General features: G+C 54.8%; 20 protein-coding genes. 16 read left to right on the top strand and 4 right to left on the bottom strand.

Annotated elements, in window-relative coordinates:
• The first annotated feature begins 222 nt into the window (after positions 1–222).
• The 3 genes from GSF01_RS05600 (at position 223) to greA (ending at position 2,286) form a co-directional block, all read left to right on the top strand.
• Positions 223–726, top strand: coding sequence for a helix-turn-helix domain-containing protein (locus GSF01_RS05600; RefSeq protein ID WP_159882030.1), 504 nt, complete (start codon positions 223–225; stop codon positions 724–726).
• Positions 723–1,724 (top strand): carcinine hydrolase/isopenicillin-N N-acyltransferase family protein, encoded by a 1,002-nt coding sequence (locus tag GSF01_RS05595; protein WP_159882029.1) that lies wholly within the window; start codon positions 723–725, stop codon positions 1,722–1,724. Before GSF01_RS05600 ends, GSF01_RS05595 begins: the two co-directional genes overlap by 4 nt.
• 82 nt (positions 1,725–1,806) lie before the next feature.
• A complete protein-coding gene (gene greA / locus GSF01_RS05590) occupies positions 1,807–2,286 on the top strand; it encodes a transcription elongation factor GreA (RefSeq protein WP_159882077.1) in 480 nt (159 codons plus the stop codon).
• Positions 2,287–2,366: 80 nt separating this feature from the next.
• Here the strand turns inward: greA and GSF01_RS05585 are convergent, their stop codons facing one another.
• A complete protein-coding gene (locus GSF01_RS05585; RefSeq protein ID WP_159882028.1) occupies positions 2,367–3,251 on the bottom strand; it encodes a TIGR01777 family oxidoreductase in 885 nt (294 codons plus the stop codon).
• An 82-nt stretch (positions 3,252–3,333) separates the two neighbouring features.
• Positions 3,334–3,609, bottom strand: coding sequence for a hypothetical protein (locus GSF01_RS05580; protein ID WP_159882027.1), 276 nt, complete (start codon positions 3,607–3,609; stop codon positions 3,334–3,336).
• A 763-nt stretch (positions 3,610–4,372) separates the two neighbouring features.
• On the opposite strand from GSF01_RS05580, the gene GSF01_RS05575 reads away from it, so the two are divergent.
• The 4 genes from GSF01_RS05575 (at position 4,373) to rlmN (ending at position 9,038) form a co-directional block, all read left to right on the top strand.
• Positions 4,373–5,197, top strand: a complete 825-nt coding sequence (locus tag GSF01_RS05575; protein ID WP_159882026.1) for a DUF6492 family protein — start codon at positions 4,373–4,375, stop codon at positions 5,195–5,197.
• A complete protein-coding gene (locus tag GSF01_RS05570; protein WP_159882025.1) occupies positions 5,194–6,318 on the top strand; it encodes a glycosyltransferase in 1,125 nt (374 codons plus the stop codon). The genes GSF01_RS05575 and GSF01_RS05570 overlap by 4 nt, the downstream gene beginning before the upstream one ends.
• A 35-nt stretch (positions 6,319–6,353) precedes the next feature.
• Positions 6,354–7,730: a sugar phosphate nucleotidyltransferase gene (locus GSF01_RS05565; RefSeq protein ID WP_159882024.1), complete on the top strand. Its 1,377-nt coding sequence runs from the start codon at positions 6,354–6,356 to the stop codon at positions 7,728–7,730.
• Between the two features lie 195 nt (positions 7,731–7,925).
• The gene (gene rlmN / locus GSF01_RS05560) at positions 7,926–9,038 is read left to right on the top strand and encodes a 23S rRNA (adenine(2503)-C(2))-methyltransferase RlmN (protein WP_159882023.1); all 1,113 of its coding nucleotides are present in this window, start codon (positions 7,926–7,928) and stop codon (positions 9,036–9,038) included.
• 116 nt (positions 9,039–9,154) lie between these two features.
• On the opposite strand, the gene GSF01_RS05555 is transcribed toward rlmN, so the two are convergent.
• The gene (locus GSF01_RS05555) at positions 9,155–9,955 is read right to left on the bottom strand and encodes a TrmB family transcriptional regulator (protein ID WP_159882022.1); all 801 of its coding nucleotides are present in this window, start codon (positions 9,953–9,955) and stop codon (positions 9,155–9,157) included.
• Between the two features lie 147 nt (positions 9,956–10,102).
• Between GSF01_RS05555 and GSF01_RS05550 the strand changes: the two genes are divergently transcribed.
• The 5 genes from GSF01_RS05550 to GSF01_RS05530 all read left to right on the top strand — a co-directional run bounded on the left by GSF01_RS05550 (position 10,103) and on the right by GSF01_RS05530 (position 15,415).
• Complete coding sequence (locus tag GSF01_RS05550) at positions 10,103–10,933, top strand: prohibitin family protein (RefSeq protein ID WP_159882021.1); 831 nt, start codon at positions 10,103–10,105, stop codon at positions 10,931–10,933.
• A 513-nt stretch (positions 10,934–11,446) separates the two neighbouring features.
• On the top strand, positions 11,447–12,907 hold the full coding sequence (locus GSF01_RS05545) for a spore germination protein (RefSeq protein ID WP_159882020.1): 1,461 nt from the start codon (positions 11,447–11,449) through the stop codon (positions 12,905–12,907).
• Positions 12,895–14,052, top strand: a complete 1,158-nt coding sequence (locus GSF01_RS05540) for a Ger(x)C family spore germination protein (RefSeq protein WP_159882019.1) — start codon at positions 12,895–12,897, stop codon at positions 14,050–14,052. Before GSF01_RS05545 ends, GSF01_RS05540 begins: the two co-directional genes overlap by 13 nt.
• A gap of 24 nt (positions 14,053–14,076) precedes the next feature.
• Positions 14,077–14,295: a hypothetical protein gene (locus tag GSF01_RS05535; RefSeq protein ID WP_159882018.1), complete on the top strand. Its 219-nt coding sequence runs from the start codon at positions 14,077–14,079 to the stop codon at positions 14,293–14,295.
• 13 nt (positions 14,296–14,308) lie between these two features.
• Positions 14,309–15,415 carry a GerAB/ArcD/ProY family transporter gene (locus tag GSF01_RS05530; RefSeq protein ID WP_235941301.1) on the top strand — a complete coding sequence of 369 codons (1,107 nt, stop codon included), beginning with the start codon at positions 14,309–14,311 and terminating at the stop codon, positions 15,413–15,415.
• Here the strand turns inward: GSF01_RS05530 and GSF01_RS05525 are convergent.
• Positions 15,412–15,870, bottom strand: a complete 459-nt coding sequence (locus tag GSF01_RS05525; RefSeq protein WP_159882016.1) for a DUF4385 domain-containing protein — start codon at positions 15,868–15,870, stop codon at positions 15,412–15,414. The genes GSF01_RS05530 and GSF01_RS05525 overlap by 4 nt on opposite strands.
• Before the next feature lie 153 nt (positions 15,871–16,023).
• On the opposite strand from GSF01_RS05525, the gene GSF01_RS05520 reads away from it, so the two are divergent.
• The 4 genes from GSF01_RS05520 (at position 16,024) to GSF01_RS05505 (ending at position 22,975) form a co-directional block, all read left to right on the top strand.
• Positions 16,024–17,499, top strand: a complete 1,476-nt coding sequence (locus tag GSF01_RS05520; RefSeq protein ID WP_159882015.1) for a phospholipase D family protein — start codon at positions 16,024–16,026, stop codon at positions 17,497–17,499.
• Between the two features lie 251 nt (positions 17,500–17,750).
• Entirely contained in the window at positions 17,751–19,064 is a 1,314-nt protein-coding gene (locus GSF01_RS05515; protein WP_159882014.1) for an ABC transporter substrate-binding protein, read from the top strand.
• On the top strand, positions 19,061–20,764 hold the full coding sequence (locus tag GSF01_RS05510; RefSeq protein WP_159882013.1) for a methyl-accepting chemotaxis protein: 1,704 nt from the start codon (positions 19,061–19,063) through the stop codon (positions 20,762–20,764). The genes GSF01_RS05515 and GSF01_RS05510 overlap by 4 nt, the downstream gene beginning before the upstream one ends.
• A 162-nt stretch (positions 20,765–20,926) precedes the next feature.
• Complete coding sequence (locus tag GSF01_RS05505; RefSeq protein ID WP_159882012.1) at positions 20,927–22,975, top strand: catalase; 2,049 nt, start codon at positions 20,927–20,929, stop codon at positions 22,973–22,975.
• Positions 22,976–23,031 lie beyond the last annotated feature (56 nt).

Here is a 23,031-nt window from a genome sequence, read left to right as displayed (position 1 = left end):
TAATCGTCAAGCTAAGAGCAGAGGATATGGGGCCGAGAAATGTCGAGTCTTTTTTGTCATCCATAGCTATCATCCGCCACCTTGAGTCATAGACTTCATACCTAGTGTGACCATTTTGCAGTCGTTTACTCGATGGCTTGACAAGGTATTGACATATAATACGTCAATGTTATAATGGGCATAACACAAGTGACATATAATACGTCAAAAGGAATGATCAATATGGAAACATCCGCTGCCAATCCAGGTATGACCATCCTGCAATATCTGGCGCTCATCCATCAGGTGTCTTATACCCAAGTATGCAAGACGATCGGATTGACTCCCCAGCAGTTCAGCGACTGGGTCAAGAAACGCCGCCCGGTTCCTGCGGAAAGGATGCAGGCCATAGCTGAGTATTTTAAAGTCGATGCCGGCCTGCTTGTGGATGACCATCACTATCTGCGCGATCTTACACCGGAGAAAAAACTTGATGTGCAGATTATATTTCTGACTCATAAGCTGGAGACGGAAGGGGAACGCGCCGACACGGAGGGCTACCGCGAGAAGCTGGCACGACTTGAGCAGGACAAAAAAAACCAGGCTCTGCTTACGCGATGGGCAGCGCTCCTCCCCGAGGAAGAAGGGCAGATTCATCGGCTATGCGAAGCTGTTCTGAATGAGCTGGAGAGAGGAAACCTGCAGCCGTTCGGGCACTTCCTGAACGAACAGGAGGCGAAGCCATGAGCACCGCATTTCATATTCGGCATAGCGAAATCAATCGAGTCTGTAAAAATCAGGATGTCATCTATGAGGGCGTGTATGCGTTCACCAACCATCGAGGTATGCGCAAGACAGCTTTGATCAGGCCGCCCGCTCAACCGGCTTGCTGGGTATCGGTTTATGGAAGCCTGACCCTCTCGCAGGTCGGTAAAGATCAGCCGAACGGCGGGATGAATGAAGCGGGACTTGTGGTGGAGCAAACGACCCTGTGGCAAACGGAATATCCCCCGGCAGACGAGCGTCCCGCTCTGGGCGAGCTGGCCTGGATGCAGTACTTGCTGGATACGTGCGGCACGGTAGAGGAGGCCTTGGAGGCGGCCGCAGCTATTCGAATCGATCAAAGCACTTCCAAGCTGCATTATCTGGTGGCGGACCGCAGCGGAGACCTGGCCATTGTGGAGTTCCTCCAAGGCGACATGATCGTTCACCGAGAGCCCGCTTCACTTCCCGTGATGGCAAATACGGCCTATGCCGATGCGGTCAGAAAGCGGCAAAAGGAGAGCAGGGAATGGCAGGATGACGGGGAGTATGAGCGGAACTCGATGGAGCGTTTCCGGACAGTCGCCGATGCTTTGCAGGTGCCAGGCGAGGAAGTCCGAAGCGTGGAGTCGGCATTTGCCGTGCTTGCAGCCGCCCGGCGTGAGGATACGGTCTATAGCCTTGTCTATGATCTGGAGCGTATGGAGCTTCATGCGAAGCTGGCTAGTCATCTCAGGCCGGTCACGATAGCTATGGCAGATTTCGATTTTGCGAAAGAAACGCCCGCCCAAGCGGCGAATCTTCAAACCATGCAGGCGGACCGGACAACGGTTCCCTTTGAGCCTTACTCTGTTGATTTCAACCGGGATGCGATCCGTTCCTTCTTTAGAGACCCCCATCTAACCTCTGTCTTCAAGTGGGAAATTCCGGAGGAAATGATTGAATGTCTGGCCCGGTATCCGGATTCGTTCGAGCAGGTATAAGATTTGTGCAGACCGATTACCATTCCCCCTTATTTTAGGGTACACTAGAATGATGATGAGAAATGGGAGTGGGATCATGAGCATGAGCAATGAAGAAATCATCGTCACGCAAGAAGGCCTGGCGAAAATGGAAGAGGAGCTCCGGGAGCTCAAAACGGTCAAGCGCAAGGAGCTGTCCGAGCGCCTGAAGGTCGCGATCAGCTACGGTGACCTGAAGGAAAACAGCGAATATCACTCGGCTAAGGATGACCAAGCCTTCATGGAGACCCGCATCCTGGTGCTGGAGCGTATGCTGAAGAATGCCAAGGTCGTGGCGGCCGGCGATGTGAACCCGGACGAAGTCGGCATAGGCTCGGTCGTGATCTTGAACGACATCGAGTTCGCCGAGAAGATCGAATACCGGATTGTGGGCACGGCGGAGGCCGATGTGGCGGAGAACAAAATTTCGTACGAAAGCCCGCTGGGCAAAGAGCTGCTTGGCAAAAAAGTGGGCGATGTCATCAGCGTGAACGCCCCGATGGGTGTTCTGCAATATGAATTGCTCGAGATCAAAGCAACTTAGCCTACGGAAGCAGGGCAGAGGGCACCCGGACGGGTGCCCTATTTGAACGTAAAAGAATGGGTAGGCAGTCCTCTTGGCAGCTACCTCACTATATCACGCAACGTATCGTCCAATTTCTCGAAGGCAAAGGTATAGCCCTCGCGTGTAAGCCTCTCCGGAATGACCCAGCGGCTCTTCACGATTAATTCCGTCTCGGTCCTCAGCAGATAAGCGCCGATTTCGAGCATCCACTTGGCGGCAGGCAAGCCTAGCTTCCGGTTCATCACTTCCCGTAGGGTCTGCATCAGCTCGCGGTTGGTCACCGGATAAGGGGACGAGCAGTTGAACACGCCACTGAGATCCTCGCGCTGCTGAAGGAATTGAATAATCCGGAATACATCCTCGACATGAATCCAGCTGAACCTCTGATTGCCTGAACCTTGGATACCGCCCAGACCGAACCTGACCAGATTCTGATAAGGCGTCATCACGCCGCCGCCGGGTCCGAGCACGATCGCAATGCGCAGCGCCGCCTGTCTGGTCTTCGGCAGCTGGAAGGAGAAGAAGGCTTCCTCCCACGCCTTGGCCACGTCGACGGAAAAGCCGGAGCCGAGCTCGCCGTGTTCCTCCGTCATAGGGCGGTCCTCCGCATGCCGGTAGATGGTAGCGGTGCTGGAATTGATCCACAGCGGCGGCGGGTTCTGACAGGCCAGCAGAGCGCTGCCGAGCGCGGCGGTCGTCTCTGTGCGCGACTTCAGAATCGCTTCCCTATTCGCCCGATTATAGCGGCAATTGACCGATTTGCCAGCCAGATTGATCAGCATCTCGGCGTGCTCCAAGGCTTGAACGATACCGTCCGTATCGTGCCAGGCTACATGCTGGGGCTGCCGTGAGATGATGATCACCTCATAGCCCAATCTCTTGAACTTATCCTCCAGATACTGACCGATAAATCCGGTCCCTCCAGCCAAAACCACTTTCTTCATAAGACCGCCTCCCGTATGCGGATTATTCGAAACAAACGGTTGTGGGCACGAAATCCCGTCTTCCCCGAAGGATATCTCGGCGCTACTTCCCGAACATGATTTTAATAAAGGCGGGTATCGCGATGAGCTGCCTGTACAAGAGCTCTTGCGACTGTAGGCTGTCCGTCCATTTAATCAGGTCATCGCCGGCGGAGAACAGGTCGGGGTTGCGCGAAGGCAGACCGCCGTTATAGAAGCGGAGCAGTACCGAGCCTTCGCCATCTGTGACTGTGAATGAAGTCCCGAGCACGTCGTCTTTGTCCACGAAAGCAAGTATTTCGCCGCCGCTGTCCCTGATCTCGATACGCGCTTTGACCATACCCTGCCGGTAGCTGGCGATGCTCTCTCCGTTCGGAAGATAAACGTGAATAGCCGAATTTAGCCCTGCCTTTTGCCTGAATAGCAGCCCGGTATTTCCATGACGGTCCGATAGCGCATAGCATTCTGCTTAGAAAGGTATTGAGCCCATCCAAAGTAAGGCCGATCCATGCATACATCCGGCTGCTTGTCTCCCTGAATTCGAGCAAAGCTTCCCCATCTACCGAGAAATACCGGTAAATCGGCTGCAGGCCGGATAGCTTTTTGATCATCATTTCCCGGTCCGGGAGCAACAGCGCTTCACCGCTTTCATCGCTTCTTGACGCGAGAGAAGGCTGAGCCATGCTTGCTTTGCGCCTCTGAGATCCGCCTATCCCGATGAGGATGAGGGCAGCCAGCCAGAATTGCACGATGATCAGAATGGACGGCTGCAGGCTGCCAGAATCCTCGAGGAGCCAACTAGCCGCGCCTGTCACCGCACCGGCAGCGAGAAGGGCCGAGCCTGCGGCGAAGCATCTCTTGGCATTTTTCTGGTGATGCTCTCTCCAGTTCATCAAAAATCTCCTCGTTTTGGAAGTGGGAACCAGGAAAATGCCTGTGGGATCATTATAATATGCCGCCTAAGCTGCTACAAGCATGTCCGGAGGGATTAGACGGGAGCCTGCTGCTTCTATGATAGACGTTTTGCCGTCTCCTTTGGCCCATTCCTTCCGACTTCTTCGCACATATTCTAATCCAAATACTTGCTAAATGGAGATGAAGAGATGGCAGGCTCCCCCCAGGCCCAGATAAGCAGCAGGACCCCGATCGATATCCTCATTCCTGCGATTGAGAAGGATCTGAAAACACTTCCCTTTGTCATTGATGCTGTAAGGAAATATGTGAAGCATCCGATCGGCAGCATTCTCATCGTTGCTCCCCGAAAGGAGCGCATCCTTGAGCTGTGCCGCAGGAAGGGCTGTCGTTTTGTCGATGAGGACACGGTATTTCCTCTGACCAAGAAAGACATGAACTACCGCTCCAGGACATGGGACCGGTCGGGATGGCTCTTTCAGCAGATGCTGAAGTTCTGTGGGGATTCATTATGCTCCTCAGATTATTACCTGGTTATCGATGCCGATACGGTATTGATCCGGCCGCATGTATTTCTCTCCGGCAAGAAGACGGTGTTTTACTGCCGAAACTGGAGCCAACCGGAGTATTTCAAAACGTACAGGAAGCTGCTGGGGCGCAAGCGCTCTGCGTCCGTGTCCTTCGTAACGCATTATATGCTGTTCGATAAGGCGAAGCTGGTGCAGTTGAAGAAAGCGATCGAGGCCAGGCATCAGACCAAATGGTACTATGCGATTCTGAGAAGTATGAACAAGTCGAGACAGTTTGCTTTCTCCGAATTTGAGACCTACGGGAACTTTCTCCATTCCACTTACCCCGGCAAGCTTTTACTGAAGCCGGCCTTGAATAGAAGCCTTCATACCGGCATAGCCAGGCTGTCGAAGGCCCGGGTGCGGCAGTTGGCCGGCACCTACCGGTCCATCTCCTTTCACGAACGGAAAGGGTATGTGAGGACAAGGAAGGCCGGGCGCAGATGACTCCCTATCAAGTGGTCTGGAAAGGGCCTGTCCATCGCCTGAGCGGCCTCGGTATAGCAAGCAATTCCTATGTGCATGCGCTTAGGCGACTGGGTGTGAAGGTTCAGGCGGACGATTCCGGGCCTGCGGCCCCGCGCAGCGGCAGCTCTCCGATGAAGAGGGTACTCATTTGCCACCAGCTGCCGCATAAGTTTAATTTCCGGCAGGCAAGAAAGCGGTATGACGCGATTCTGCTGAATACCGTCTGGGAGACGAGCCGAATCCCTAGGCGGTGGCTGCCCCTAATCAATCAGTTTGATGCAGTGTGCGTGCCTTCGGCGCAGAATGAACGGGCCTTGAGAAGCAGCGGTGTGAAGATCCCGATCTTCAGAGTCCCTCATGGAGTGGATACGGCCCAGTTCAAGCCGGATAATCCCAAGCTGCCTCTGCGGAATATGGGCGGCCGATTTGTGTTCATCTCGGTTTTCGGCTTCCAGCACCGGAAAAATCCCGAGACGCTGCTCAGAGCGTACTGGGAAGAGTTCTCTGCTGCGGACAGTGTGCTGCTGATTATCAAAACGAACGGATACGCCCCCTATGAAACACAGGCCTGGATTCGCCAGAAGATTCGGCAATACAAAGAAAGGCTGGGTATCCGCAAGCCTACAGCTCCCGTTCTCGTCCTCTCCGGACAGCTCACCCCCAGCCAGCTCAAGGGCATCTATACCCGTGGGCAGGCCTTCGTGCTGCCAACCCGCGGGGAAGGCGTGGGGCTGCCGTTTCTCGAGTCTCTGGCGAGCGGAACGCCGGTTATAGCGACCGGCTGGGGCGGGCATATGGACTTCCTGAACGGGAAAAATGCCTTCCTCATTCCTTACCGGTTGAAGCCTCCGGCGGTCAGCATGGACAGCGGGCATTCGATCTCCCGGACATTTCGCCATTTGTTTGTCGAGGAGGGGCAGCTTTGGGCCGAGCCGGACCGGCCTGCCTTGAGGAGACTGATGCGGACGGCCTACCGCAACCCATTGTTATGCAAGAAGAAAGGACGACAAGGCCGGCAGGATGTGCGCAAGCTGTCCTGGAATCGGGCCGGCATTTCATTGAAAACGGCTATAGAAAAGGCGCTTAGGTCCAAACGATAACGGACCGCCCATTTTCGCCTGAGGAGGTAAACAACGTGCGGATCGTTCTACTGTCCGGCGGCTCCGGAAAAAGACTTTGGCCGCTGTCTAACGAGATTAGATCCAAAGCATTCCTTAAGCTGTTGCCCGCAGAGGGGGGCGGACAGGAGTCCATGATTCAACGCGTATGCCGGCAGCTGGATGCGGCGGGACTTCTGAGCTCTACCGCGATCGTCGCCCATCAAAGTCAGCTGGAGCTCATCCAGAATCACGTCGGCGATCGTCTTCCGGTCATCAGCGAGCCTTGCAAGAGAGGGACCTATACGGCGATTGCGCTGGCTTCGGCTTATTTGCATACGGAGCAGAAGGCCGGCCCCGAGGAGACGCTGTGCGTTCTTCCCGTCGATTCCTTCGCGGACCCCGCCTTCTTCCAGCTTATGCATGCGTTCCCCAGCGTGCTTGCGGAATCCGGGGCCGATCTGGCGCTGCTCGGGACTGTACCGGGGCATCCGTCCAGTCAGTTCGGCTATATCCTGCCTGCGACAGTAGCCGGCGAGGCGCGAAGCTTTTTCCCCGTAGACCGGTTTGTAGAAAAACCGGATGAGCGGCAGGCTTCGGATCTCATCCGGGCTCATGCCTTGTGGAACTGCGGCGTATTTGCCTTTCCCTTGAAGTTCATGCTGGCTGAGCTGAAGAAGAAGGGGCTCCCCTCCGACCATAAGGAGCTGCTGCACGGGTATGAGCAGCTTCCCGACCTGAGCTTTGATCAGGAGATTGTGGAGAATTGCCGGCAGGCTGCCGTCATTCCTTATCACGGGCTCTGGAAGGATCTGGGGAGCTGGGAGGCGTTGACCAACCATGTAGGGAGCCGCGTTATCGGTTCCGGGCAGGTGTCGGCGGATTCGGTCAACACGCATCTGATCAACGAGCTCAGTTATCCTATCCAGATTATCGACGTTCCGAATATTATCGTAGCGGCCAGCCCGGATGGGATACTGGTGGCCAGTAAAATGAATGCCAGCCGGATCAAGGAAAAGCTGACAAACACCCCGCAATTGGCCAAGTATGCCGAGAAACGATGGGGGACATTCCGGGTACTGGACCATATCGTGGCGGAGAACGGGGTAGAAGTCGTAACGGGAAAGATGCAGCTGATCGCCGGAAAGCATACAAGCTACCACAAGCACAGCCGGAGAACAGAATCCTGGACAGTCGCTTCGGGAATCGGAGAGATGATTCTGGAGGATCGATTGCTTCAGCTCCAGACCGGAGATATGCTTCAGATCCCTTGCGGCGCCAGTCATGGCGTAAGGGCGGTTACGAGTCTGGAGGTGATCCAGATTCAGGTCGGGAGCGGGTTATGGGACGAGGAGGATACCGACCGGATCGCGACGAGCTGGGAGGATGCGCTTCAGAGGTGCCGCAAGGGATAGCGGAAGCCCTGGCTCAAACTCTAGCGCGGTTCTCGTCCTGCCAACGGCTCGATGTGACGAATTGCGGGCTGGCATAAAAACTCCCCTTGTTTTCGCCTATTAATTTTGGGACAATATACAAAGTAGGCAGCCTCGGCCGTGCAGGCCGGGGCAGCTGGAATTTATAGCGTTTTCGAAAAGAGGATAACCGAAGTTATGAATAAAGCATCCATATATGGATTGACCTTAGACCAACTGATCGCTTGGTTGGCCGATCACGGACATAAGAAGTCGCGGGCCGTGCAGGTGTGGGACTGGCTGTACCGGAAGCGGGTAACGGACTTCGCCGCGATGACGGATGTCCATCCGTCGTGCATCCGGCTGCTGGAGGAGCATTTTGCCATCCAAACCTTGACTGAGCATGTGAGGCAGGAGTCGGCGGACGGTACGATCAAGTTTTTGCTTAAGCTGGAGGACGGCAACCTGATCGAAACGGTGTTGATGAGGCACAAATTCGGATTGTCGGTTTGCGTGACGACCCAGGTAGGCTGCAATATCGGCTGCAGCTTCTGTGCGAGCGGTCTGCTGGCCAAAAGCCGCGACTTGACGAGCGGGGAGATCGTAGGGCAGATCATGAAGGTTCAGCATCATCTGGACGAGGCGGGAGAGGGCGAGCGCGTAAGCCACATTGTCGTGATGGGCATCGGCGAGCCATTCGATAATTATACGCATATGGCGAACTTTATCCGGGTCGTCAAGGACCACAAGGGCTTGGCCATCGGTGCGCGGCATATCACCGTTTCGACGAGCGGTCTTGCGGGCAAGATCGAGGAGTTTACCGACTCCGACCTGAAGGTGAACCTGGCCATATCCCTCCATGCGCCCAACAATGAGCTGCGGACGAAGATCATGAAGATTAACCGGGCGATTCCTATCGAGAGGCTGATGCAGGCGATCGACTACTACTTGTCGAAGATGAAGCGCCGGGTGACGCTGGAATATATTTTGCTGCGGGATGTGAACGACGGCAGGGAGCATGCGCTTGAGCTGGCCGAGCTGATCGGCGGCCGCAGGCAGCAGGTCAATGTGAACCTGATCCCTTATAATCCAGTGGATGAGCACAGCCAGTATCAGCGGAGCGAGCGGGAGTCGATACTCGCCTTCTACGATACGTTGAAGAAACAGGGCGTTAGCGTCAGCGTACGTCTGGAGCACGGGACCGACATCGATGCGGCGTGCGGCCAGCTGCGGAGCAAGCAGATTCGGAGCGCCGCGGAGACGAAGGGCGAGCCGGAGAAGCGCGATCAGGACCCTACCGTGACGAGGTAGCATGCTGTCAGCGGTCCGGGCGGAACCGGCAAGAAGAACAAACCTCCAGCTCATCCAGAGAGCTGGAGGTTTTGTTGTGCCTGGGGCAGCTCGTACTGCCGAGGCCGCACTCCAGCCTAGGCGGACCCGTCCGGCAGCTTAAAGTAGGCCTTATAAGGGAGGAGGATGCGTTCATAGTCGTTCCCATATCGCTCTTGTAATTCGTGGCCGAAATCCTGCCCGAGCTGCTTCATCACGATCTCTTGATAGAATTCCTCTTGCAGCAGCTCGACGAGCGAAGGATGGTCCGTCTCCAGAGCGGACAGCTTGTGTGACCTGCCGAAGCTGCCCAGCAGCGCAGAGCGGGCGTCGCAGAGCAGAGAGAACTTGCGGGATTCTGCGATCGATCCCGGGCTGCTCCGCTTGCGCGCCAGGGTGCTGCGCAGGGCGGTATGGCTGCTGCCGATCGAGATCAGCGTAACGGCGACGCCCCGGCTCTCGGCCTCCAGCAGCGACTCCTCGACCCAGTAGGTATCCTCGGCCCATATATTCGCGACGATACACCGCTGGGCATTGGAGATGAGCCGCCGGATGGCGGTCTCGATAGCCTTCGCTCCCTGCCAGGTGTAAAACGAAGCGGAAGCCTGCGGCGGGGCATGGAGCTGATCCAGCAGCGCCCGGGCGCTTTGCTCGAAGTCGGACTTCAGCAGCCGGACAAGCTGATCGACGGGAACGGCGTCGTAGATAACCGGCTCGCTCTGGATGACGCGGCACATGCCCTTATCCGTGAGGGAACGAAGGGCCGCATACACATTGGTACGGGACACGGATACTCGCTTGGCCACCTCATAGCCGGATAATCCCTGCTCTTCATGGAGGACAAGGTAGCATCGGGCTTCCAGGTCGGACAGACCGATTTTGCGAAGCTCTTCAAGCATGGGGCTCGCTCCTTCCGGTGTAATAGTATTAAAAAATACTACTCGATTTCGGCTGAATGTCAACACGTCTGTCTGCTCCTGAAAATAATGAAACGAAACCTTCTTCTTTGCGTACTAAACAAGGAAGATAAGGGAGGGGGATTACGCATGAATCCTGAAAGCGTTACACGAAATTCAAGTCCGAATCCTAAGCAGGTTTCCCGAGTAGCCGTTAGCGTCATCGTGGTTATCGTACTCGTCATTCTTGCATTTAGAGCCTTCACGATCGTGGAAGCCGGACATCGGGGTGTCGTTCTGCAGCTGGGAGCCGTCCAGCCGCAAGTATTGGAAGAAGGATTGCACTTTAAGATTCCGTTTGTTCAAAAAGTGATTCCCGTAGAAATTCGCGTGCAGAAGGCCGAATCCAGTCAAGTATCGGCGAGCCGCGACCTGCAGACGGTAACGACGACACTGGCCGTGAACTACCATCTGGAAGGGACGACGGTGAACAATCTGTACCGTACCGTCGGTATGGAGTACCGGGCGCGGATCGTAGATCCGGCGATCAGCGAGTCGCTGAAGGCAGTAACGGCCCAATATACAGCGGAAGACTTGATCTCCAAGCGCTCGGAGGTCAGTTCCAAGGTGAAGGAAGCACTGACCGCTAAGCTGGGGCTCTACAATATGGTGCTGGATGAGATCAATATTACGGAGTTCAAGTTCTCCGAGGAGTTCGACCGGGCAATCGAGCAGAAGCAGATTGCTGAGCAGAATGCGCTCAAGTCCAAGCTCGATCTGGAGAGAATCAAGATCGAGAAGGAGCAGGAGATCACCCGGGCCCAAGCGCAGGCCGAGGCTCTTCGCTTGCAGAAGCAGGAGGTTACGCCGGAGCTGATTCAGCTTAGACAGATCGAAGCTCAGCTGAAGGCGATCGAGAAGTGGGACGGCAAGATGCCGAATGTTACCGGAGGCGCTACGCCATTCATCAATGTGGAGTAGACCGGCAAGTGGCAAACAGATACGTACAAGGACACCCGCGAGGGTGTCCTTGTTGGCTTTCGCGGAACGGAAACGACCATGTCCGATCTCCCCGGGATGATGTCGACATTGCCCATTGCCCAAATCCATATAGGATATATGATGGGATAAGGTGGAAATTAAAGGATAAGGGGATGGTCAGTTTGCAGAAGCAGCTGGAGGATCGCGGGATCAGGGAACATCATCAGAAGGCAATCTTATCCGTACGTTTGCGGATTGGGGATTAACAGCGTCCGAGGCAGTCAGCCGGTTTGTCGTCAATAACGAATGGAATTGGCTGGACTGGGAGCCCCCGCTTAGCGACCGCTAGGAGACGGCCTCCCGTTTCCTCAGAACCCTACCTAAGGGCACTCTTCCGGTGTCCTTAATTGGCATGCCTACTCATGTATAATTTGCCATCCGCGATACAAACTACCTAAGAGCTAAGAGCGCAGGCTGGCGAGACGTCTGCGATATGGCGGGGAGGTGCTGGGGATGGATCAGGGCGTACAACTTTTGGAACAGGTAAAGGCCAAGCTGACGGGCTGCGCAGATATCATCTACCAGCCGCTTCAAGTAGGAGCTTATTCCTGTCTGCTGATCTATATCGGTTCCATCGTGAGCAAGCAAACGCTGCGGGAGGCTATCATCAAGCCTTTGCTCGAGGAGGGCAGGCGGGAGCAGTCCGATCAACAGCTGGCCGAGCGTATAGTGAAAGAGGAGTTCTTCCCGATTCCCAGCACGCGCATGCGGACGGCTGACGAGCTAGGCGATGCCATCGTCTCCGGCTATGCGGCGTTATATTGGTACGGACAGTCCGAGATGCGGGTATTCGGCTTGGTGGATTACCAGCGGCGGGCTATCCCGGATTCGACCAATGAGATGGTGACGGTGGGCCCCCAGGAAGCTTTCATAGAAGATCTCGAAGTAAATTTGTCCTTGCTTCGCCACAGGATCAAGCATACGGATATGAAAATTCAAGAGTTTCTGCTGGGGACATATACGAAATCTCGTATCTTTGCCATTCATATAGAAGGGATATGCAAGCCGGAGATTCTCAAGCAGGTCATTCAGAGTCTAGAAGAAATGAATATGGACAGCAACTTCGGAGTAAGCTCGCTGGGGGAATGTCTGGTTCGGAGTTCCTATTCACCGCTCCCCCAATACCAGTTCACCGAGCGGCCGGATACCGCTGCCGCTGCGCTGCTGGAGGGCAGGGTGGTCATCCTCCAGGACGGGAATCCTTTCTCTCTTGTTGTTCCGGTGACGTTTTTTTCACTGCTTCAGTCCGCAGAGGATTACTACCAGAGCGCCGCCTCTGCCTCATGGATTCGCTTGGTCCGGCTGTTGTTTTCCGTGTTTTCCTTGCTGCTTCCCTCGCTCTATGTGGCGATTACGACGTTTCATCCGGAGATTATTCCGACCGCTTTGCTTATCACGATTGCCGCCGCTCGGGAGAACATTCCGTTTACGGCGGTAGTCGAGGCATTGATTATGGAGATAACCTTCGAGGGTCTGCGCGAAGCAGGTATCCGCATACCGAAGCCGCTGGGTCAAACCGTCTCCATTATCGGAGGCATTGTTATCGGACAAGCCGCGGTTCAAGCAGGGATCGTGTCGGCTCCGCTGGTCATCGTGGTTTCCATCACAGGGATCGCATCGTTTATTATTCCGCATTACGAACTGGGGCTGGCTTTCCGGCTGCTGCGCTTCCCGCTTCTTCTCATAGGGGGGACTTTAGGCTTGATAGGCATCCTAGTATCGATGTTCCTGATCTATATGTATATGGTGAACCTCCGGTCGTTCGGCATTCCCTATATGCAGCCCCTGGCGCCCTTCGTCTGGAAGGATATCAAGGACACCTTTATCCGCGCACCCTGGTTTCTTATGAAAACCCGCCCCGCTTCCTACGCCAAAGACAATATGAAAAGGCAGGGACCGCGATGGCAGCGATAGGGCGTACGCTTTTCCTGGGTCTTCTTGCGATAAGTATGCCGCTTGTGACGACAGGCTGCTGGTCCAAGACCGAGATTAACGATCTGCTGTTCGTCAGCGGGTTGTATATAGATAAGGGAGGCAAGCCGGGGGAGGTTGAAGTGACGATCAGCGCTCCGCTTCCGAACCGGCTGAGCATGCAGCATCCGAACGCGGGAGGAGGGGGCCGCCCCTTCGGGACGGTGACGAAAAAGGGCAGCTCGATTCCGGATGCGCTGGAGCATATTCAGACCGATCTTACCCGCAAAATTTCCTGGGGTCATACGCGGATTGTCGTGTTCGGCAAGGAATATGCCGAGCAAGGCATCGACCACGCTCTGGACTGGATGTCCCGCGAGCCGCTGTTTCATCTGAGCAGCTACTTGCTGCTCTTTAATGGCAAGGCCAAGGAGGCGACTCGTCTGACTCCTGTCTTTGAAACCACGCCCCATGAGGTTCTGCGAGAGTTTAGCAGTCGCGGGAATTTGTTGTCTACGCAACTGGTGGATTTGCTGAAGGCCCGATCCGTGCAGCAAGGGGCCGCGATCTCCCTGATCAACCTGCAGAAAACGAGGATGCCGAGCGAAGGCGGTGGTTTGGAGGAATGGGCGGGGCACATAGGAGCGGGAATTTTCCGTAGTACCAAAATGGTAGGGACGACGACTGTCGAAGAAGCCAAGGCTCTGGCATGGGCTCAGAATCAACTGACCAACACGCGGGTAACCGTCCGCTCCGGTGAAAAAGAAGCCAGCGCGTTCCTGTTTAATCTGAAGTCGCAGATCAAGGTGACTCAGCGTGATGGGAAGCCTCACTTCCTGATTAAGCTTACTGGCGGGGGAGAGCTGATCTCCTCGAGTCCGAAGACGGAGGTGAAGGAGGTTGAACACGTTGATGAGATCACGTCTTTAATCAACCGGCATTATACGACCGCGCTGACAAGCGCCCTCAATAAAGGAAAGCAGAAGGGAGCCGATCTGCTGCAGCTCGGGTACCGTCTGGAATGGGCCAAGCCGAAGGAATGGGAAAAGTGGCGCAAGGACTGGCCGGCCTATGTCAAGGAACAGCTTCGCTTTGAAGTGAGCAGCGAGATTGATATGGAATATTTCGGTTCCCAAACAGGCAGCTGATATCAGAGAGGAAGTCGGTTCCTTATGCTGGTTATCTTAGTATTTGCCGGTCTGGCTCTGCTGGAATGGAGCAAGCTGAAGAGGCTTAAGAAGGTCAAGTTCAGTGAACGTATCGTATTTGGACTGGTTCTGGGCGTATACGTGATATGGAATGGCCTGGCTTTGACGGTTACCTGGTGGCCGAATCCCCAAACCCTCATTCTGTATGTCTTTGGATGGGTCGATCGATGGGTCGGGGAATGAGAGGAGAGGTGTCATGAACATATCGGCCTGGCAAATCGGTCGCTTTGCGTTCGTTTATATATTTTCCGAGCCTATCGCCTTCCTCATCCAGCGGTTGTTCAAGCTGAGCGGCTATCAGGGATGGCAAGCGGTGATCGGAGGGTTCCTGCTGAGCCTGATCCTGCTTTATTTCACGGTTAAGCTGGGGAAGATTCAGCCCGATAAGGGCTGGATTGATTTCGGGGAGGACATTGTAGGCAGATGGCCTCACCGGCTTGTCGTGCTGCTTGTAATGGGGTTTGCCCTTTGCCTCGTAGGCGTCGAGGTCGAGAACTTCACGATCTTTATCCGCTCTATGTATATGCCGGAGCTGCCGGTCGAGATGGCTGTCTTTCTTACCCTGATCTGTATTGCGCTGACGAGCCGGTATGGACTGCTGACCATTGTTTATATGTCGGAGGGTATTTTTTTCCTCCAGATGCTCGCCATCTTCCTGATGGGGCCGATCATGCTAGGGGAGACGGATAAGGATATTCTGATCAGCATGCTGACCCATCACGATGTGAACAGAATGATGGTGGATTCGATTCAAACTCTTCCTTGGTTCTCCGAATGGATCGTCTTTTTATTTTTGGCGCCGCTCGTCAGCTTCAAGGCGCCGGTCGGGCGTGCGCTGATGATTGCCGGAGGGCTGGTCGTCGTGATTATTGTCGTGTTCTGGATGCTGACCTTGATGAATTTCGGTCCGTATGTCGCCAGCGACCTCCGGTATCCGTTGCTGGAGAAGATTCGATTTTCCAAGCAGGGAGGCTTTCTCGGCAATCTGGACCCGCTGCTCATCGCGATCTGGTCGACAACCAGCTTTATGCGCAGCGCATTTCTTCTGTATGTCTCATCGGTTTGCTTAACCAAGCTCACGGGCTTGCCGGACCGGCGTACTGCCGTTTTCCTGCTGGGAGGCACGGTAGCCGGCTTTACGCTGCAGTATGCCCGTCACATCGCCGAATTCGAGTTCTCGCTGCGATCGCAAGGGGTAGCCATGTATGTCGTATCGATGGGCATGCTTCCGATCTTGTATGTGTTCCTCCATCGCATTCGTTTCGGCCGGAAAAGCAAGCCTGCTTCTTCTGAGCCATCTTAGATCGACTCGTATTTTTTCCGATGCTCGCGTTTCATTCGTACATAATCCTTGTCCGCTTTCGCTTCCTCCCACTTGGCTTTGAAGATGGCCGCGGATTCAGCTTTTACGGGATCCTTCAGGTAGGGCAGCAGAGAGCCGTCGGAGGTCGAGAATTTGCGCCCTCCCTTATGATGGGTATACCGGCGGGCTCGTGTATAGCCCATCTGGAGAAACTTTCGGGCCATATCCATTCCGACGAAATCCCCCGCCTGCTTGTATGCAAGGAACATCCGGTAGATGTGCTCGGCTGATTCTCGTGCGATATCCGGCGTTTTGAAGCGCCAGTAAGGCAAAATTTCGCTTTTGTAGGGCTCCACCATCAGCACGCCCTGTTCGCCCCGTCCGATGGTATACCGTTCCGGATGCTCCCGCATATTGATATGCTTGTAATCCAGCGTATAGTCGAAGGTCTTCACCGTAACGTTCTCCTCCTCGCTTGACTCTATTCTATGCCTATGCTTACCCCGATCCCTCCGGCCTGGAACATCATAAGCTCCGGGCTGTTTCAATCTATCGCTTAGTGCGGTACTACAAGTCAATAGTTGAAACTAACGGAAAGAAGGATCGCTATGACTCCACCTGTCCCATCGCGACGCAAGCTCTACCGTATGTTTAGTGGACGATGGCCGCTTGCGGTTCTGGTCTTCGTCTTCTTGTATGCAGCCGTCATGATCTACCAGACGCACAAGCCGCTGCCCGAAGGCTTGTCCATGGAAGGACCGATTCACCGTGTCGCCGATTCGGATATCGAATTTCTGTATGATCTGACCTACAAGAGCGCAGAAACCGAGGAAACGCATGTTGAGCAAATGATATTCGATCGTATGAACCGGGCTATAGAGGAGGCCAGGCAGTTTATCGTCCTGGACATGTTTCTGTACAACGGATTCTACAATGCCGGTCAATCCTTCCCGCCGCTGAGCCGGACGCTGACCGATAAGCTGATCGCCCAGAAGGAGACACATCCAGGGCTTGAGATTATCGTGATTACGGATGAGGTCAATACATCGTATGGCTCGCATCCGTCACCTGAGCTGGAGCGGCTTCAGGCGGCCGGTATTCGTACGGTATGGACGGACGTAGATCCGCTGCGCGATTCTTCTCCGCTCTATTCGGCCGGTTGGCGCATCTTTATGCAGTGGTTCGGCCAAGAGGGCAAGGGCTGGATACCTAACCCGATGGCGGATACGGCCCCCGCTATGACCGTGCGCTCCTATGCGAAGCTGCTGAACGTTAAGGCCAATCACCGGAAGGTTCTCGCCACGGAGCAGACGTTGATCGTTACGAGTGCGAATGCGCATGATGCCAGCTTCTACAACTCCAACACCGGCTTTCAAGTGAAGGGCGGCATTATCGGAGACGCTCTGGTCAGCGAGCGGGCAGCGATCGACATGTCCGGTGGCTCACAGTCGGGTTTTCCCGAGTTTAGCCAGACGGATCGGGAGGCAGGCGATATCGGAGTCCGGCTGCTGACAGAAGGAAGGATCCTGAAGCAGGTGCTGCTGGATCTGGCTGAGGCGGGACAGGGAGATACGATATGGATGGGAATGTTCTACCTGGCCGACCGGCAGGTGATCCGCGAGCTGCTGCAGGCTTCCGAGCGCGGGGCTCAGATCCGGTTGATACTGGATCCCAATGAGAATGCGTTCGGCAATGAGAAGATCGGCATTCCGAACCGTCCGGTGGCTGCTGAGCTGTTGGAGAAGTCGGAGGGCCGGATTCAAATCCGCTGGTACCGGACAGGAGAGGAGCAGTATCATACCAAGCTGCTGCTGATCGAGCGGCAGGATCGCGTAGTGATCCATAACGGATCGGCCAATCTCACCAAGCGCAATCTCGCCGATCTGAACCTGGAGACGAACCTGCAGGTTCTGGCTCCACCCGACAGCCGGGTAGCCGGACAGGTTCGCAGCTATTTCACCCGGCTATGGGGGAACGTAGATACGGTCTACACGCTGGACTATAGCGCCTATCGAGATGAATTGGTTGGATTGAAGCGTCTCGTCTATACGATCCAGAGGTGGTTGGGTTTTACTACATTTTGAGAAAAATCCCCATATTTTTTCAAAAAAAAGCTTCCTCTAGCGATGATCGCTGTAACAATACTGGTAGGATTTGCCGATGATTGGAATATAGGTAGGTCTAGGCCAGGAGCAGCACCAGGGAATTTGTCAACTTGTACATAGCGGATGATGAGGTTAGCTGTATTCAATCTCTTTCCTCAGGTGAAGTCATCCCCGGCACCCGGACACACCATGAGCTCCAAGATACTAACAGCAAAAGAAGGGTGATGGCAGTGAACAGATCGATACGAAAAGCAGGGGGGGCCCTGCTCAGCTTCATCATGCTTATGGGCATGATAGGCTGTAGCGACCCCGCCGCCGTGAAGGATGAGGGTGCCCAGGATCAGAAGGTAACCTTAAAGTTTGTGTGGTGGGGATCCGAGAGCAGGAAAGAAAGCACGTTGAAGGTCATTGAGCTTTACAAGAAGGATAATCCTCATGTGGATTTTGAAACCGAGGTGCTGGCCAATACGGCTGCGGTAGCTACCCAGCTAGCCATTCAAACCGCGAACCAGGAGACAGCGGACATTATCCAGGCCGATTATAACTTTATCTTTAACTATATCAATCGCGACCTCATCGAGCCTCTGGATCCTTATGTGAAGGACAATGTCATTCATTTATCGGATGTGGATAAAGCCTATTTGACCTCCGGCATGAAGGATGACAGCTTGTATGCTCTTACGATAGGTATTAATTCATCAACCCTCATCTACGATCCGAAGCTGCTGGAAGCGGCAGGGGTACCGGTCCCCAAAGAGGAATATACGCTGGATGAGCTCTATCAAACCATGCTTCTCCTGAAGCAGAAAATCAAGTCGCCTGATTTCTATCCACTCGGCAATATGATCGACGTCTTTTATTATATGCGGGCCCGAGGAGTCTCCATGTACAACAAGGAAGGTACGGCTCTCGGGTATCCCGATGACAAGCTCCTGGCCGACTACTTCGCGCTAAATAAAAAGTGGAGGGACGAAGGACTTCTGGGCGGAGCTTCGAGTTCGGGCAACGATAAAAATCATCCCATCGCGACGGGGAAAGCGGCGTTTTATTCCCTCTCCAGCAATACCGCAGCAGCCCTGAGCAAAGCTTCCGGCCGGCCCTTGAAGCTGCTTCCCTATCCGAAGGTAGACGGGGGACAGGAAGGGAACTTCATTAAGCCTTCTATGTTTCTGGCCATGTCTTCCTACTCGAAGCATAAGAAGGAAGCGGCTAAGTTTATCGATTTCTTCCTGAATAACGAAGAGGCTAACGATATCTTAAATGGGGAGCGGGGAGTTCCGGTATCCGCGAAGATAGCATCGAGGCTTTCAACAAAGCTGGATGAGGCGGGCAAAGAGCAATACCGTCTTCTGGATTATTTGAAAACGCGCTCCAAGCCGGTCGATCCTCCTTACCCATCCGCCCATGTAGTCGTTAACAAAGCGTATGAGCTGGCGCTTAAACAAGTTACCGAGGGCAAGCTGACTCCCGAGCAAGCGGCCAAGCAGTATAGGGAGCAAGCGAAGGAGTACTTGGTTGGAGAAGGGGAGGGAGTCGGCCAATGAGAAACTTCTTCCAGACACTTACGATCAAAAAGAAATTATACGGCGGATTCAGCCTGGTGCTCGTGCTCCTGGCTGTCATGTCAACGATCAGCTACGTCTACCTGGTTAAGGTGAACCAGTCTTACACGGTGCTGCTTAAGGAGGATTCCCAGACCCTTCAACTGATTAAAGACTTGAATATTGAAGTTGAAAGTGAAAACTCCAACTTATCCAAATACCTGCTCACCCAGGACAAGAAGTATCTGGACAGCTTCAAACTGGCCCAAACCCGGTTTAATCAAGCCTTAACGGAGCTTCAATCGAGGATTACAGATCGCGATGACAAACAAATTTTAGCCGGTTTGGATCTGCTGCAGAATCAGTTTGCCAGTGGAGCCATGCAGATGATAGACGCCAAAAACCAAAACCAGACCGCCGCCTACTTGGAGATGGCGGTTACGCAGGGACCTGTGCTGGACGCTTTTACGAGCACGGCCAACCGATTTGTGAAAATGAAGCAGGAGACGCTGGATCACGAAGCGCGATCGACGTTCGACGAAGTCGGGCGGATCAAAGGTTTGGTTATTCTCCTTACTCTTATAACGCTCGGGGTAGGGGTCATTGCTTCGGTCGTGATCAGCCGGACGATCTCAAGTCCTATCATCGAGCTTCGGGGCATGGCCTCAAAAATTGCTCAGGGCGATCTGCGGGATACGCATGTGCTTGTCAAAAATAACGATGAGATCGGCGAACTGGCCAAGGCGTTTAACTTGATGGCCAATAATCTGCGCAATCTCATCTATGAGGTCGGAACCAATGCGGAACAAGTGGCGGCATCCTCCGAGCAGCTGACGGCCAGCGCCGAACAAACGGGACAAGCTACCGAGCATGTCGCTCAAATCACCGAGAACCTGGCGGAAGGAACCGAAAGACAGGTTCAAAGCATTGAAGGGAGCGTCGCTCTGGTCCGCAAGATGGACCTGGGGGTCCAAAGCATTGCGGGGCGTGCCTCCAAGGTTACCCAGTCGGTGCAGCACGCCTCTCATGTCGCTGCGGAGGGCGGGACAGCCGTCCAAACTGCTATCGACCAGATGTCGGCGGTTCAAGTCAATGTGGGCGAGGTATCGAAAGCAGTAGCTGCACTGGGAGAGAAGACGGGCGAGATCGGGACGATTATGGCTCTGATCACGGACATCGCTTCCCAGACGAATCTATTATCCTTGAATGCTGCGATAGAAGCGGCCCGTGCGGGCGAGCACGGCAAGGGCTTCTCCGTCGTGGCCAGCGAGGTACGCAAGCTCGCGGAGCAAACCGCTCAGTCCGGACAACAGGTGTCCGAGGTGATCCGAGCCATCCAAGCTGAAACCAAGCGCACGATCGAGATGGTCGCGCAGGGAGAGAAAGAGGTTTTTGAAGGGATCGGGGCGGTGAACAAGGCGGGCGTTTCGTTCGTACAAATTGAAGATTCGATCCGCGAAGTCAATGAACAGATCCAAGAAGTATCCGAGTCTTCCGCCGATATGTCTCTGGAAACGCAGAATCTGGTTGCGGCGTTTGAAGAAATCAGTCAGATTACGCACTCAGCGGCCGAAGGAACGCATAGTGTTTCGGCTTCGGCGCAAGAGCAGCTGGCGAGTGTGGAGGAAATCTCGGGATCTTCTAGAGAATTGGCCAATTTAGCTCAAAAACTGCAGGAAAGCATAGAGAAATTTTCGGTATAACTGCCTGAGCAACCAAGGGGTGCCGGACGCAAACAAAGCGTCCCGGCACCCCTTGTTGCGATCGGACGGCTTTCATGCCGTTTAGCTTCCTCCCTATCCGGGTAAATAGGAGCGTCATCCGTGTACATGCCTATTTAAAAAATGTAGTGGAGGAGCTGTGAGATGAGCAACGAGCGTAGCGTGAACGTTAACGGGAAACAGGAGCAGTTGGAACAATACCGGGCTAGCGACGAAGGTCAGAAGATGACGACCAATCAAGGTCTGAAGATAGCCGAGGATGAGTTCTCCCTGAAAGCTGGGGAGCGCGGTCCGACCTTGCTGGAGGATTTCCACTTCCGGGAGAAAATGACGCACTTCGACCATGAGCGAATTCCGGAACGGGTCGTGCATGCACGCGGGTTTGCCGCCCATGGCGAATTCCAAGTATATGAGTCCTTGAGGGAATGGACCAAGGCGAGGTTTTTACAGGACCCTTCCGTCAAGACGCCTGTGTTCGTACGTTTCTCCACGGTAGCCGGCTCGCGGGGTTCCGCGGAGACGGTGAGGGATGCGCGCGGGTTTGCTACGAAGTTTTATACCGAGGAGGGCAATTATGATTTAGTCGGGAATAATATCCCTGTCTTCTTTATACAAGATGCGATCAAGTTCCCGGACCTGATTCATGCGCTGAAGCCGGAGCCGCATCATGAGATGCCGCAGGCCGCTTCCGCTCATGACACGTTCTGGGATTTCGTAGCGAATAATCAGGAGTCGGCCCATATGGTCATGTGGGCGATGTCGGACCGGGCGATTCCGCGCAGCTTCCGCATGATGGAGGGCTTTGGCGTCCATACGTTCCGCCTGGTGAATGAGCAGGGCAAGGCGCACTTTGTGAAGTTTCACTGGAAGCCGGTGCTGGGAGTCCATTCGCTGGTATGGGACGAGGCTCAGAAAATTTCCGGCAAGGACCCCGACTTTCACCGGCGGGACTTGTGGGAGTCGATCGAGCAGGGCAACTTTCCCGAGTTTGAGCTCGGGCTGCAGCTTCTGCCGGAGGAGGACGAGTTCAAGTTCGACTTCGATATCCTCGATCCGACGAAGATTTGGCCGGAGGAGGACGTGCCGGTACGCCTCGTAGGCAAGATGACCTTGAACCGCAACGTGGACAATGTATTTGCCGAAACGGAGCAGGTCGCCTTCCATCCCGGTCATGTCGTGCCGGGCATCGATTTCTCCAATGATCCGCTGCTGCAGGGACGGTTGTTCTCCTATACCGATACGCAGCTGATCCGGCTCGGCGGACCGAACTTCCATGAGCTGCCGATCAACCGGCCGGTGTGCCCCTTCCATAACAATCAGCGGGACGGATACGGCCGCCAGACGATTAACAAGGGTCAGGTCAGCTACCACAACAATTCGCTGGCCGGCAATACCCCCGCTGTATCGACGGAAGCGGAGGGCGGCTACGTCCATTATCAGGAGAAGGTAGAGGGCCGCAAGGTGCGCGCCCGCAGCGAAAGCTTCAAGGACCACTTCACCCAGGCCGCTCTGTTCTGGAACAGCATGAGCTTCCCGGAGAAGCAGCATATCATCCAGGCCTTAAGCTTCGAGCTGGGCAAGGTGAGGAGCAAGGACGTGCAGCAGCAGGTCGTCGATATGTTTGCTCATGTGAGTCTGGAGCTGGTTACGCCGGTGGCGGAAGCGATCGGAGCCATCCCGCCTGCGAGCGGAGGTTCACCGGTCACGAAGGCTTCGCCGGCCCTCAGCCAGGCCCATACGGTGAAGAAGCCGATGACGCGCAAAGTCGGCGTTATCGTAGGCCAAGGCTTTGACGACGCCGAGGTGATGTCCGTGCTGGATGCGTGGAAAGCCGCCGGCCTTCAGCCGGAAATCATCGGTGAGAAGCTGGGCCAGATAACGGGAACCAATCATACGTCACTCGAGGTGAACCATACGTTCCTGACAGCAGATTCGGTATTGTTCGATGCCCTGTGTGTCGTCAGCGGACTTGCCGAAAGCCCGATGCTCCAGAAGCAGGCTGCCAGGTTCCTCCAAGAGGCGTACGAGCATTACAAGCCGGTCGGCGCAACCCGGGAAGGCAGGCCGCTGCTGGAAGCCAGCGGCGTGGAGAGCGGACCGGGCGTCGTCGTGGCTGACCAGACGGATGAGTTTGCCGCCTCCTTTGTGGAAGCGGTGGCTGCACACCGTCACTGGGACAGGAAGCTGGTATAGCCGGGTCGTAAGGAAGTATCCAAGTATCCCAAGAACAAAATCGTATAAGGTCAGAG

This window comes from Paenibacillus puerhi, assembly GCF_009846885.1.
In the GTDB taxonomy this organism is placed as follows: domain Bacteria; phylum Bacillota; class Bacilli; order Paenibacillales; family NBRC-103111; genus Paenibacillus_G; species Paenibacillus_G puerhi.
The sequence above is the reverse complement of the archived record's forward strand: the minus strand, read 5'-3'. Positions and strand labels throughout refer to the sequence as shown.

Excerpts from the sequence above, each read along its gene's own strand:
- GSF01_RS05580 (WP_159882027.1), bottom strand. The coding sequence starts at position 3,609 with ATGGTCAAAGCGCGTATCGAGATCAGGGACAGCGGCGGCGAAATACTT.
- GSF01_RS05530 (WP_235941301.1), top strand. The coding sequence starts at position 14,309 with ATGAACATATCGGCCTGGCAAATCGGTCGCTTTGCGTTCGTTTATATA.
- GSF01_RS05510 (WP_159882013.1), top strand. The coding sequence starts at position 19,061 with ATGAGAAACTTCTTCCAGACACTTACGATCAAAAAGAAATTATACGGC.
- GSF01_RS05575 (WP_159882026.1), top strand. The coding sequence starts at position 4,373 with ATGGCAGGCTCCCCCCAGGCCCAGATAAGCAGCAGGACCCCGATCGAT.
- GSF01_RS05505 (WP_159882012.1), top strand. The coding sequence starts at position 20,927 with ATGAGCAACGAGCGTAGCGTGAACGTTAACGGGAAACAGGAGCAGTTG.
- GSF01_RS05540 (WP_159882019.1), top strand. The coding sequence starts at position 12,895 with ATGGCAGCGATAGGGCGTACGCTTTTCCTGGGTCTTCTTGCGATAAGT.
- GSF01_RS05545 (WP_159882020.1), top strand. The coding sequence starts at position 11,447 with ATGGATCAGGGCGTACAACTTTTGGAACAGGTAAAGGCCAAGCTGACG.
- rlmN (WP_159882023.1), top strand. The coding sequence starts at position 7,926 with ATGAATAAAGCATCCATATATGGATTGACCTTAGACCAACTGATCGCT.
- GSF01_RS05555 (WP_159882022.1), bottom strand. The coding sequence starts at position 9,955 with ATGCTTGAAGAGCTTCGCAAAATCGGTCTGTCCGACCTGGAAGCCCGA.
- GSF01_RS05570 (WP_159882025.1), top strand. The coding sequence starts at position 5,194 with ATGACTCCCTATCAAGTGGTCTGGAAAGGGCCTGTCCATCGCCTGAGC.
- greA (WP_159882077.1), top strand. The coding sequence starts at position 1,807 with ATGAGCAATGAAGAAATCATCGTCACGCAAGAAGGCCTGGCGAAAATG.
- GSF01_RS05585 (WP_159882028.1), bottom strand. The coding sequence starts at position 3,251 with ATGAAGAAAGTGGTTTTGGCTGGAGGGACCGGATTTATCGGTCAGTAT.
- GSF01_RS05535 (WP_159882018.1), top strand. The coding sequence starts at position 14,077 with ATGCTGGTTATCTTAGTATTTGCCGGTCTGGCTCTGCTGGAATGGAGC.
- GSF01_RS05600 (WP_159882030.1), top strand. The coding sequence starts at position 223 with ATGGAAACATCCGCTGCCAATCCAGGTATGACCATCCTGCAATATCTG.
- GSF01_RS05550 (WP_159882021.1), top strand. The coding sequence starts at position 10,103 with ATGAATCCTGAAAGCGTTACACGAAATTCAAGTCCGAATCCTAAGCAG.
- GSF01_RS05595 (WP_159882029.1), top strand. The coding sequence starts at position 723 with ATGAGCACCGCATTTCATATTCGGCATAGCGAAATCAATCGAGTCTGT.
- GSF01_RS05520 (WP_159882015.1), top strand. The coding sequence starts at position 16,024 with ATGACTCCACCTGTCCCATCGCGACGCAAGCTCTACCGTATGTTTAGT.